Raw genomic sequence first — 11,089 nt, 5'->3', positions numbered from 1 at the left:
CGCCCGCCGCAGACGCTGGCATGCGGCACATTGTGGCGCAGGCTTGCTTCCAGCACGGAGAGGCCTTTTGGCACGCGCACCGTCTTGCCGTTGCCGTAGGACAGCGCGATCATGCCGCCGCGCCTTTCGCGCAAGGCGCGTGCGCCACGCGCCACCAGCACCAGTCCCAGCAGACCGAAATAACCGACGGTGAGGCCGCCGGCGATGCGGTCCAGCGTGTTGCCTTCCGCAACCGTGCCAACCTGGCGGCGGGTGAGATTGTGCGTGCGCCATTCTCCATCGCCGCTCTCGATGGCGACGCTGCGGCCACCCTGATAGATGCCGAGCAGCGCCAGCGTCGGGATCAGCACCGCGGCTGCCAGCAGATAGGGTGCCGCGCGCGTGAAGAACGGTTTGAGGCGAAGCCAGAAGAAAATGCCGATGCAGCCGTGCACCCAGGCGATGAGAAGCAGGATCGTCATCTGCCAGAGCCGGCCCGGCGCCGCGACGAAGAACAGATAGAGTTCCTGCGGATAGAGCTTCTGATGATCGTACAGCGTGTAGCCGAGCCGCACCCCGATCACGTGTCCCATGACCAGGGCGGGAATGCTCAAGCCCAGCACCAATTGGAGCGGCTCGATCGTCCGCCAGCGGAACTGCCGGCGCTGATACAGGGCGTAGATGCCGAGGCCCATATGGGTGAGCGCAGCCGTGTAGAACACGATCGCGACGGGGAGGAACTGCCAGAACAGGGTGTGGTAGTAGACCCCGACCTCCATGGCATCGACCGAGACGTTGCCGAGCGCATGGTTGAGGAAATGGCTGACCACATAGGCGAACAGGATGACGCCGCAGATGAGCCGCACCTGCCGCACGCTGGTGGCGCGGACGACGGACATCTGTATGGGAGCGGTGGCCATGATTCGATTGTATCAGTTCATGGAAGAGAACAGCCAGCGTAGCGTTTAATTCCAGGGGTGGATATCGCCTGCGATCACATGCGCGGCATGCCGCCGCATACTCCGCCGTCGTCCCGGACAAGCGCGCCCTCGGGCGCGCGCCGATCCGGGATCCATAGCCACAGGGCTTGCCGTACATTGACTCCCCCTCCCAAGTCGGGGAAAAGCGCGACCGTGACGACAGCCCCTGACATCTCCGCGAAGCCAGACGGCGCCGAACGCCGTCTCGTCCTTGTTGCCGTGGCGATCATCGCCGCGATGACCGCGCTGCGTATCGTCTATGCCTCCGCGATCGAGCTGCGCACGGACGAAGCCTATTATTGGACCTGGTCGAAGGAAACGGCGCTCAGCTTCCTCGATCACCCGCCCGGCGTTGCCTGGATGATCCGCCTCAGTACCGCGATCTTCGGTGACACCGCGCTCGGCGTTCGCTTCGGCGGCATCGTCGCAATGCTGGTGACGCAGGTGCTGCTCGCCGACATCGTCCGCCGCCTCACCCATGATGCGCGCGCCGTCATGTTCGCGGTGCTGATGCCGGAAGCTGCGCTCTATTACGGCCTGCTGATGGCCAAGGTCGCGCCCGATGTCGTCATGATCCCGTTTGCGGTGGCGATGATGTGGTCACTGGTGCGGCTGGCGCAGAGCGGCGACGGACGCTGGTGGCTTGCGGCCGGCCTGTTCGCCGGCCTCTCCATGCTGTCGAAATTCACCGCGATCATGTTCGCGCCGGCGGTTGCCGCCTTTCTGCTGGTGCCGGATTGGCGCTGGCGCTGGCTGCGCAGCCCTTACCCATATCTCGCCGTGCTGGTTGCGACCCTTGCGTTCTCGCCGGTGCTGATCTGGAATGCGCAGCACGATTGGGCTTCGTTCCGCTTCCAGGGCGTGCGCGCCACCGCCAATTACGGCATCTCGCTGCGGACGATCGGCGATTACATCGGCCTGCAATTCGGCCTGGTCGGCTTCGTCATGCTGCCGGTGGTGATGACGGGGCTGGTGCTGACGGCGTGGCGCGGCTATCGCTCGCGCGAGCCGGTCGCGGTCCTGCTGTCGACTGCAGTTCTGGTGCCGTTCCTCTATTTCTTCTTCAAGTCGCTGACGCTCCGGGTCGGCGACACCTGGCCGATGTTCATGTGGCCGGTGGGCTTCGCGGCCGCCGCGGTGAACCTCGCCACGATGACGAAAGAGGGATGGTCGGCCCGGATGCTCGGATCATCGCTGTTCTGGGCCAACACGGCGATCGTCTCGGGCATCACCTTCGTCGTCATCGTGTTTCTCTACTACGTCGCCGCGCCCTGGAATCTCCTCGGCAAGATCGATCCGATCGGCGCGGAAGCCGGCTACGAGCAGGTGGCCGCGCGCGCGCAGGCCGCACTCGATGAGACCGGTGCGACCTGGATCGCGACCACGGACTACCGCACCTACGCCATGATGCGCTGGCTGTTCAGGGGCCGCGTGCCCGTCGTCGAGCTCACCGAACGCGGCCGCTTCCAGGACTTTCGCGATCCCGGCATGGACAGGATCAAGGGCCACGCGGGGATCTATGTCGGGCGCGAGCCGGACGATCGTTCGTCGCTGTGGGACAACATCCCGGCGAAACGCGAACAGCTTGGCGAGGTCGAACGCCGCTGGCGCGGCGTTCTCGCGGACACCTATGTGATCGAGAAGCTCACAGGCTGGACGCCCGAGCTGTCACCGCCGAAGGACTCGCCGCTGTTCCAGTGGAAGGTGCTTGCGGGCGATTTCAGTACGAGCGTGGCGCGCCTCCTCTTGCCCTCCCCTGGAGGGGGAGGGTCGGTCGCGCGGAGCGCGAGCGGGGTGGGGTGATCTCTCAACGCGGGCACTGTGCGAGGTGGTGAGACCGTCACCCCACCCCGCTACGCATTGCGCTGCGCTTCATGCGTAGCGACCCTCCCCCTCCAGGGAGGGTAAGGGAGAGCAGAGCCGGCTACTCCTCGTCGTCTTTCTTCCGCAGCAAATCCGTTGCCAGATCCGACAGCTTCGGCGGCGGCAGTGCCGCGAACGGCAGCGGGCGTGTCACGTCGATCGCAGCCAATCCCAGCCGCGCCGTCAGCAAGCCGTTGAGCACGCCTTCGCCGAGCCGCTGCGACAGCTTCGCCGCGATGCCATGGCCGAGCATCTGCTGCACCAGGCTGTCGCTCGCGGCCATGCCGCCGGTGATGGCGAGATGGGCGATGACGTGGCGGAGCAGGCGGATCATGCCGAGCGCACCGGGGCGGCCGCCATAGAGATAGGCAAGCTGGCGGATCAGGCGCAGCGCGGCGACGAATACGAACAGCACGTCGATCGCCGCGCGCGGCGAGACCGCGGTCACGATCGAGACCTTTTGCGCGGCCGACGACACCAGCCGCCGCGCTTCCGCATCCAGCGGCGACATCAGTTCGCGCTCGGCGAGCCGGATCATGTCGGCGCCGTCGATGATCTCGCCGGCGTGACTCTCCAATGTGGCACGGGCGCGCGCCAGCTGCGGATTCTGGTGCGCGATCTTCAGGAGATCCTGCACGATGACGCGGCTCTCGCTGCGGTCGTCGCTGGCGAGCACGGCGGTCGCGCGCTGATGCAGCTTCTCGATCGTCGCGAGCCGCGCCAGCCCAAGCGCCTCGCGTCCGATCACGACGGCGAGCGCCAACGCGGTGACGAGCGCGAAGCCAAGCCCGACGAAGCCGAGGCTCTCGCTGCGCGCAAACAAATCCTCGATCAGGTGGACGACGCCGAGCCCGACACCGAGCAGCGTCAGCCCGGCGAGGCCGGACCAGAACAGCGCGCCCCAGGGGAAGCCGCGCCGCGTTGGAAGCGTGGCTTGAACCGGCACCGGCAGCGAGGATGGATCCGGCTCCGGCGTGATCTGGATCGTGCCGCGGCTGAGCCGTCCCGTCTCGTCGGCTTCGGTGACGACGACGCCGGGATCGTCGAGCCGGAACGTCGCCGGCCGCCGCTGCTGGGATCGGTCGTTCATGACAGCTTGTCTCCGATCAGGAACTGCAAGGCACGGTCGAGGCGGATGTGTGGCAATGCCGGCTCGTCGTTGCCCTCGCGCTCGAGCTTGGGCGGGCGGAAACGCAGGAAGCGGAAGTCGCTTTTCTCCGCCGCCTCGGTCGACAGGCCTCGGAACGCATCGGTGCCGTTGAACAGCGGCTCGGGATCGACGGGCAGATCGCCCGGAAAGGTCGCGACTTCCGTGTTGCCGTCGAAGAACTCGCCGCCCGCGCTTTCGCCCGCGGCCGGCGTTCCCAGGATCGACGGCAGTTTGTCGCGGCCACGCGCGACCTGCGCCTCGCGCGTGGCGCGGACGGCCGCAAGCGCGACGACGTCGATCGCCGCGCCGGTATCTTCCGCGCGCGCAACGGCACCTGAAACGGCGCGGCGCAGCACGGCCTCGAGCCGGTCGTGGCTGGAATGATGCAGATGGTCCGCCTTGGTCGCCGCAAACAGGATGCGGTCGATGCGCGGCCGGAACAGGCTGGAGAGCAAGGTGCTGCGGCCGATGTTGAAGCAGTCGAGAATGCCGGCAAGCGCGGCTTCGAGATCATGCAGCGCCTCGGGGCCCGAGTTGAATGCGGCCAGAGCGTCCGCCAGCACGATCTGGCGATCGAGTCGCGCAAAATGATCGCGGAAGAACGGCCGCACCACGACGTCCTTGTACGCCTCGAAGCGCCGCACCATCATCGCCCAGAGCGAGCCGTCGGGCGCCTGTCCGCCGGCGGGCACGTCGAGCGGCGCAAAGGTCAGCGCGGGGGAGCCTGCGAGATTGCCGGGCATCAGGAAGCGGCCTGGCGGCAACAGGCTCATCGCAAACCGCTCGTCGCGGCATCCGCGCAGATAATCGGTGAAGAGCCGTGCGGCCGTCAGCGTCGCCTGCTCGTCCTCGCGCGCCTCGGGCTTGAGCGTTGCGAGATGCGCGTGCCAGTCCGCGGAAAGATGCGCCCGCGGCGCCTCGCGCGACAGCGCCAGGCTTTCCGCCGACCATTGCTCGTAGCTTTTCTGGAGCAGCGGCAGGTCGAGCAGCCATTCGCCGGGATAGTCGACGATGTCGAGCGTCAGCGTGCGGTCGGCGCCGTTCGGGCGCTGGTACTCGATGACGAGCCTGAGCTCGCTGATGTCCACGGTCGAGTTCGGCCAGCGCCGCTCCTCGATCAGCGCACGCAGATGGTTCTCATAGGCGAAGCGCGGCACGGCATCGTCCGGCTGTGGCGCCAGATGTGCCCGGCCGATCCGGCCCGAGGCGTAGGCTTCGAACACCGGAAACCGGCCGCCGCGCGTCAGCCCATGGATCAGCGCGGTGATGAATACGGTCTTACCGGCACGCGACAGACCGGTGACACCAAGCCGCACCGTCGGGTTGAAGAAGTGCTCGCCATAGTCGATCAGCGCCCGCGCCGACAGCCGCGCCTCCTCGACCATATCCTGGAAACTGAATGCCATATGAACGTGAGGGGATCTCGGGCGGGGGATACGCAAAATGGACTAGTCACAAAAGTGGCAATTGCCTGAGGAAAATCAAGCTTTCATACTTCCACCGCCTTTGTCGGCAAATCATCGTTTGAACGATGCGTCGATCCCGAAAGACCCATATACGAGGGCGTTGCCACGCTTTGCGGATTGCCATGCTTTGCGGATTGCCATGACCGTCTTCCAAATGAAACAGTTCGCGTCCAATTCTGTCCACGCCGCAGCCGACGCGATCGGCTGGAACTACGACCGCGCCGAGCTGATCGCCGACGGCATTATCCATGCGATCGGCGTGCTCTCCGGCATCATCGCTGCGACCGTCCTGGTGGTGCTGGCGGCGGTCTATGCCGACGCCGCCGATATCGTCGGCGTCTCGATCTATGTCGCCGGCCTGCTCTCGATGCTGGTGCTGTCGGCGACCTATAATCTCTGGCCGGTGTCGCCGGCCAAATGGCTGCTGCGGCGGTTCGACCATTCCGCGATCTATCTGCTGATCGCGGCGACCTACACGCCCTTCATCCTGGAACTGAAGGACAGCGCGTTCGCGCTGGTGCTGCTCGCCGGCGTCTGGTGCGTGGCGATATCAGGCATCGTGTTGAAGCTGCTCTATCCCGGCCGGTTCGACCGCGTCTCGGTCGGCATCTATCTCGCGATGGGCTGGAGCGGCATGATGCTCTACGACGCCGTGGTCAGGGCGTTGCCCGCCCTGGTGCTGGGCTTCATCCTTGCGGGCGGCCTGCTCTACAGCTTTGGCGTGATCTTCCACGCCTGGCGGCGGCTGCGTTTCCAGAATGCGATCTGGCACGGCTTTGTCTTGGCCGGCGCGGCATGCCATTATACCGCGGTGCTCGACCTCGTGTTGAGCTGATCAGGACCCGCGACGCGGAATAAGCGGCGCGGTATAAAGCGGTACAAGACAATATAGGACAGAGGAGACGTCGCATGCAGGTGACCGGCAAGGTCGTGGTGGTCACGGGCGGCGCAAACGGCATCGGCAAGGCGCTGTGCGAGGCCTTTCACAATGCGGGCGCGGCCAAGGTCGTGGTCGCGGACATGGACGCCGCAAATGCGAGGGCGGTCGCGGCCATGGTTGATGGCGCCGCCTTCAAATGCGACGTCGCGCAGGAAAAGGACGTCGCGCACGTCATCGAGGAGACTGAACGTCAGTTCGGGCCGATCGAGCTGTTCTGCTCCAATGCCGGCATCGGCGGCGGGTTCGACCCAATGTCGGAGAACGCCGGCGGCGCCTCGGACGAACCCTGGCAGCGGAGCTGGGCGATCCACGTCATGGCGCATGTCTACGCGGCGCGGCATCTCGTCCCGCGCATGAGGGCGCGCGGCGGCGGCTATTTCCTCAACACCATCTCGGCCGCAGGCCTGCTGTCGCAGGTCGGCAGCCCGGCCTATTCGACGACCAAGCACGCCGCGGTCGGCTTTGCCGAGAATCTCGCGATCTCGCACAAGGCCCACAACATCAGGGTCTCGATCCTCTGCCCGCAGGGCGTCGACACCAACATGCTGCGCTCGATCCCCAAGGGCCCGCAATCCGGCGACGGCGACCTCACGCCCGAGCAAGTGGCGAAAGACGTGCTCGCCGGCCTCGAGCAGGAAACCTTCCTGATCCTGCCGCATCCGCAGGTGCTCGGCTACATGCGCAAGAAGACCGAGAATTACGACCGCTGGATCGGCGGCATGGCCAAGATCCAGGCCAAGATGCGGGAAGAGTTCGGGAAGTGACCTAGAAGCGGCATCGCTTATAGGCACGCCCACGCCACATACCGGTGTCGTCCCTGCGAAGGCCGCGACCCATGACCACGGGAAGAAGTTTGGCGAAGGCTGGTCGTTGTCGTTGCCCCGCGGTACTGGGACCTTCACTTCCCAGATAAATCACGCGGTATGGGTCGCTGCGTTCGCAGGGATGACACCGGTGACTAGGCTGCCGCCTCATGCTCCTGACGACTCGCCCGCAGCGCCCGCGCATAAAGCATGATGCCCTCACGCACCGTGCGCTGCTCTGCTTCCGTCAACGCCGCCAGCGCTCCGCGCACCTGCTGCCGGCCGAAGGCATGCAGCGCTTCCAGCGTGCGGCGGCCCTTCGCGGTCAGCGACAACAGCTTGCTGCGTGCGTCAAGCTCATCCGGCGTCTCCCGCAGCTCGCCGCAATCGATCAGCTTTCGTACCATGCGGCTGACGCTCGATTTCTCCAGGTGCAGGAAGTCGCCGAGCTCGCCTGATGTCATGGGACCGCGGATGCCGATCTCCAGGATGGTGTGGACCGCCGAGGCCGGATAGTCCGAAGCCGCCACCGTCGCATCCATGAAGCCGAGCTCGCGCACCATCAGGCGCGAAGCGGCGCGGATGTCGTCGATCAGCGAAAGCTCGGCCATCCCTTGACTCCCAGCATATAGTTGTACCATACAACTATATGCGCGCAACGGCGCGCGCAAGCGTCTTGGAGTGGACCATGAACGGAACTTTGCCGGCGGGTCAGCGGATGAAGGGCAAGGTGTGCCTGGTCACGGGCGGCGGCAGTGGCATCGGCCGCGCCACGGCGCTGCGGATGGCGTCGGAAGGCGCGGAGGCGATCATCGTGGCGGGCCGGCGCGAAGCCGAGATCGAGGCCACCGCCGCTTCGTGCCGCGAGCTTGGCGCGGAATCCATCCCGCTCAAGACCGACATCACGCGAGAGGACGACGTCGCGCGGCTGGTCGGCACGGCCATTGAACGTTGCGGCCGGCTCGATGTCGCCTTCAACAATGCCGGCTTCCAGGAGCGACGCGCGCCGCTGGAGGAGCAGGGCACCGAGATCTATGACAGCGTGTTCGACACCAATGTCCGCGCGCTGTTTCTCTGCCTGCGCCACCAATTGCCAGCGATGCTGGCGCAAGGCCGCGGCAGCATCGTCGTCAACGCCTCCGTCAGCGGCGTGCGCAATCCAAATCCCGGCTTCTCGCTCTATTCGGCCTCGAAGGCCGCCGCGATCTCGCTGACGCGCTCGGCGGCGATGGAGAACGCTCCGCGCGGCATCCGCATCAACGCCGTCGCGCCCGGACGCGTCGTCACGGACATGATGCTGCGCGCCGGTGTCGGCGACGTCGCAACCGTCAGCGCCGGCCTGCCGCTGCGGCGGATGGGAAGCCCGGAGGAGGTGGCGGAAGCCGTGGTGTGGCTGTCGTCGGATGCGTCCTCTTACGTGGTTGGACACGTGCTGGCCGCCGACGGGGGATTCCTGGCGTCGTAATTGATGATGCCGTAGCCCGGATGAGCGAAGCGACATCCGGGGCGTCTCTCGCAGCCCCCGGAAGTCGCTTCGCTCATCCGGGCTACGACGGCCTCAGTGCTTCTGCCCGTACAGCACCGGCACCGCTGAATCCACGATGACCTCGACGAGGCTCGTGCCTGCATGCGCCATGCCGCGCTTCAGTGCCTCACCGAGTTCCGCGGCTTTCGTCACCCGCGCCGCATGGCACCCCATGCCTTCGGCGAGCCGCACGAAATCGATCCCCGGCAGCTCCAGCCCGGGCACGTTGCGCACCTGCATCACCTGGCTGAACGAGCGCATCGCGCCGTAGCCGGAATTGTTGATGACGACGACGGTGAGCGGTAGCTTGCGTTGCGCGGCGGTCCAGAGCGCCTGGATCGAATACATCGCCGAGCCGTCGCCGATCAGGCACACCGTGCGGCTCTCCGGCTTGCCGAGCGCCATGCCGACGGCGGCGGGCAGGCTATAGCCGAGACCGCCGCTCGACATCGTGTAAAAGCTGTCCTGGCCGCGCATCGGCATGAATTTCTGCATCGCCGGCCGGTGCGAGGGCACTTCCTCGACGAGTGATGCGCCGTCCGGCATTGCCTGCGACAGCGAATGCAGCAGGAATTCGACCGGCAGCGGATCTGCCGCCTGCGGTGCCGGCGGCAGCGTGCGCCCTTTCGGCGTCGCGCGGTTGTTTTCGGGGAGCATGTCGAGCAGCAGGCTGAGCGCCGGCTTCATCGTGGAGATGATGCTGGTGCCGACCGGCGTCACCGCCGCCGCGTCCGCATCATCGGTGATCTGGAAGATGGTCGCCCTGCCGTCGAAGATCGCAGCATGGCCCTCGACATGGAACGTGAACACGGGCGCGCCGATGACGACGACGAGATCGTGCTCGCGCAGCGCATCGGAGAGCTGCGCCGGCGAAGCGTGCAGGAAGCCCGCGAATTGCGGATGCCGCTCGGGGAACGAGCAGCGCGCGGAGAACGGGCTGACCCAGACGCTGGCCTTGGCCTTCTCGGCGACGCGCACCATCAGATCGACCGCACCGGCGCGATCAACGCCGGGGCCGACGACGAGGGCAGGGTGTTTTGCCGAGCCGAGCGCGGCAACCAGCGCCTTCATCGCCTCCGGCTCGGGCCCGATCTCGCGGCTGACCTTGCGCGCCTCGATGGGAGCTGCGGCATGTGCCCAGTCGTCGATCGGGATCGACACGAAGGTCGGCCCGCATGGCGGCTGCATCGCGGTGTAATAGGCCCGCGCGATCGCGGCCGGCACGTCCTCGGGCCGCGCCGGCTCGACGCTGTATTTGACGTAAGGCCGCGGGAACTCCGACGCGCGCTCGGCATAGAGGAACGCCTGCAGCGGCAGGATCGAGCGCGCCTGCTGACCTGCGGTGATCACCAGCGGGGTCTGGTTGCGGTGCGCGGTGTAGATGTTGCCGAGCGCGTTGCCGACGCCGGCCGCCGAATGCAGGTTGACGAAGCCGGCATTGCGCGTCGCTTGCGCATAGCCGTCGGCCATGCCGACCGCGCTGGCTTCCTGCAGCGCCAGCACGTAGTCGATGTCATCGGGCCAGTCGCTCAGGAACGGCAGCTCGGTCGAGCCGGGATTGCCGAACACCCTGTCGATGCCGAAGGATCGCAGCAGGTCGAGCGTCGCCTGCTTCACGGTGACGGATCTGCTGCCGGTCTTGCCGTTCTTGGCCATGGTTTCCGTCCCTTGCGTGCTTATGATTGCGCCGTCATTCCGGGGCGCGAAGCGAACCCGGAAGCTCGAGATTCTCTGGTGCGCAATTGCGCACCATAGTCCGGTCCTATGGACCGCCCCGGAATGACGGATCTATCACCACACCGCCGTGCCCTTCATCGTCGGCTGGCCTTCCGCATTCGCGGTCCACAGCTCCATGCCATCAGCGGTCTCGTTGGCGTTGACCGAAAACTCCGTGCCCTCGAACAGCGGCTGCAGCCCGCGATAGGTGAACTTCTTCGGCGTCTTGCCGCCGCGAAGCTTGGCCGCCATCTCGATGATCAGCGCCGCCTGCAGCGGCCCGTGGAAGATCAGGCCCGGATAGCCCTCGACCTTGGTGACGTAATCGCGGTCGTAATGGATGCGGTGGCCGTTGAAGGTCAGCGCGGAATAGCGGAACAGCAGCACGGGATCGGACACGTGCGTCTCGCGGTGCTGCGCCTTCGGCGGCGGAGGCGGAGCCTTGGTGCTCGCCGGCGCGCTGCTGGTCATCTCGCGATAGACGATGTCCTGCCGCTCGCGGATGGCGGCGCCGCGCGGCGAGGAGATGCTGTGCTCGACCGAGACGAAGCACAGCGTGCCGGTCGAGCCCGATTTGACCTGCACATCGGCGATGCGCGAGGTTCGTGTCGATTCATCGCCGACGCGAAGCGGCTGCAGGAATTCGATCTCGCCGCCGGCCCACATC

At 66.3% G+C, this 11,089-nt stretch carries 9 protein-coding genes and 1 pseudogene; 4 read left to right on the top strand and 6 right to left on the bottom strand.

The genetic code is table 11. The features are described from left to right. Positions 1 to 899: pseudogene (locus tag IC50_RS30070) on the bottom strand (adenylate/guanylate cyclase domain-containing protein); the annotation flags it as partial. Between the two features lie 297 nt (positions 900 to 1,196). Between IC50_RS30070 and IC50_RS30065 the strand changes: the two are divergent. Continuing rightward, a complete protein-coding gene (locus IC50_RS30065) occupies positions 1,197 to 2,762 on the top strand; it encodes a glycosyltransferase family 39 protein (RefSeq protein ID WP_085974032.1) in 1,566 nt (521 codons plus the stop codon). A 121-nt stretch (positions 2,763 to 2,883) separates the two neighbouring features. On the opposite strand, the gene IC50_RS30060 is transcribed toward IC50_RS30065, so the two are convergent. Beyond that, positions 2,884 to 3,912: a YcjF family protein gene (locus tag IC50_RS30060; protein WP_035713454.1), complete on the bottom strand. Its 1,029-nt coding sequence runs from the start codon at positions 3,910 to 3,912 to the stop codon at positions 2,884 to 2,886. Next, positions 3,909 to 5,378, bottom strand: coding sequence for a YcjX family protein (locus tag IC50_RS30055; RefSeq protein WP_035713452.1), 1,470 nt, complete (start codon positions 5,376 to 5,378; stop codon positions 3,909 to 3,911). The genes IC50_RS30060 and IC50_RS30055 overlap by 4 nt, the downstream gene beginning before the upstream one ends. Before the next feature lie 199 nt (positions 5,379 to 5,577). Between IC50_RS30055 and trhA the strand changes: the two genes are divergently transcribed. Then, entirely contained in the window at positions 5,578 to 6,273 is a 696-nt protein-coding gene (gene trhA / locus IC50_RS30050; protein ID WP_035713451.1) for a PAQR family membrane homeostasis protein TrhA, read from the top strand. 74 nt (positions 6,274 to 6,347) lie between these two features. Next, positions 6,348 to 7,142, top strand: coding sequence for an SDR family oxidoreductase (locus IC50_RS30045; RefSeq protein WP_035713449.1), 795 nt, complete (start codon positions 6,348 to 6,350; stop codon positions 7,140 to 7,142). Positions 7,143 to 7,336: 194 nt separating this feature from the next. Here the strand turns inward: IC50_RS30045 and IC50_RS30040 are convergent, their stop codons facing one another. After that, positions 7,337 to 7,792: a MarR family winged helix-turn-helix transcriptional regulator gene (locus tag IC50_RS30040; RefSeq protein ID WP_050991154.1), complete on the bottom strand. Its 456-nt coding sequence runs from the start codon at positions 7,790 to 7,792 to the stop codon at positions 7,337 to 7,339. A gap of 77 nt (positions 7,793 to 7,869) precedes the next feature. On the opposite strand from IC50_RS30040, the gene IC50_RS30035 reads away from it, so the two are divergent. After that, entirely contained in the window at positions 7,870 to 8,646 is a 777-nt protein-coding gene (locus tag IC50_RS30035; protein WP_035713456.1) for an SDR family NAD(P)-dependent oxidoreductase, read from the top strand. A 93-nt stretch (positions 8,647 to 8,739) separates the two neighbouring features. Here IC50_RS30035 and mdlC read toward each other — a convergent pair whose 3' ends face one another. Together mdlC and IC50_RS30025 are read right to left on the bottom strand one after the other, a co-directional pair. Further along, positions 8,740 to 10,362, bottom strand: coding sequence for a benzoylformate decarboxylase (gene mdlC, locus IC50_RS30030; RefSeq protein WP_035713446.1), 1,623 nt, complete (start codon positions 10,360 to 10,362; stop codon positions 8,740 to 8,742). Positions 10,363 to 10,497: 135 nt separating this feature from the next. Next, a partial coding sequence (locus IC50_RS30025; protein ID WP_035713444.1) for an FAS1-like dehydratase domain-containing protein occupies positions 10,498 to 11,089 on the bottom strand: 592 nt, incomplete at its 5' end.

The sequence above is a fragment of the Bradyrhizobium genomosp. I (2014) genome, assembly GCF_000261685.1.
Classification (GTDB): domain Bacteria; phylum Pseudomonadota; class Alphaproteobacteria; order Rhizobiales; family Xanthobacteraceae; genus Bradyrhizobium.
The sequence above is the reverse complement of the archived record's forward strand: the minus strand, read 5'-3'. Positions and strand labels throughout refer to the sequence as shown.

Excerpts from the sequence above, each read along its gene's own strand:
- IC50_RS30055 (WP_035713452.1), bottom strand. The coding sequence starts at position 5,378 with ATGGCATTCAGTTTCCAGGATATGGTCGAGGAGGCGCGGCTGTCGGCG.
- trhA (WP_035713451.1), top strand. The coding sequence starts at position 5,578 with ATGACCGTCTTCCAAATGAAACAGTTCGCGTCCAATTCTGTCCACGCC.
- IC50_RS30045 (WP_035713449.1), top strand. The coding sequence starts at position 6,348 with ATGCAGGTGACCGGCAAGGTCGTGGTGGTCACGGGCGGCGCAAACGGC.
- IC50_RS30040 (WP_050991154.1), bottom strand. The coding sequence starts at position 7,792 with ATGGCCGAGCTTTCGCTGATCGACGACATCCGCGCCGCTTCGCGCCTG.
- IC50_RS30035 (WP_035713456.1), top strand. The coding sequence starts at position 7,870 with ATGAACGGAACTTTGCCGGCGGGTCAGCGGATGAAGGGCAAGGTGTGC.
- mdlC (WP_035713446.1), bottom strand. The coding sequence starts at position 10,362 with ATGGCCAAGAACGGCAAGACCGGCAGCAGATCCGTCACCGTGAAGCAG.
- IC50_RS30065 (WP_085974032.1), top strand. The coding sequence starts at position 1,197 with ATGACCGCGCTGCGTATCGTCTATGCCTCCGCGATCGAGCTGCGCACG.
- IC50_RS30060 (WP_035713454.1), bottom strand. The coding sequence starts at position 3,912 with ATGAACGACCGATCCCAGCAGCGGCGGCCGGCGACGTTCCGGCTCGAC.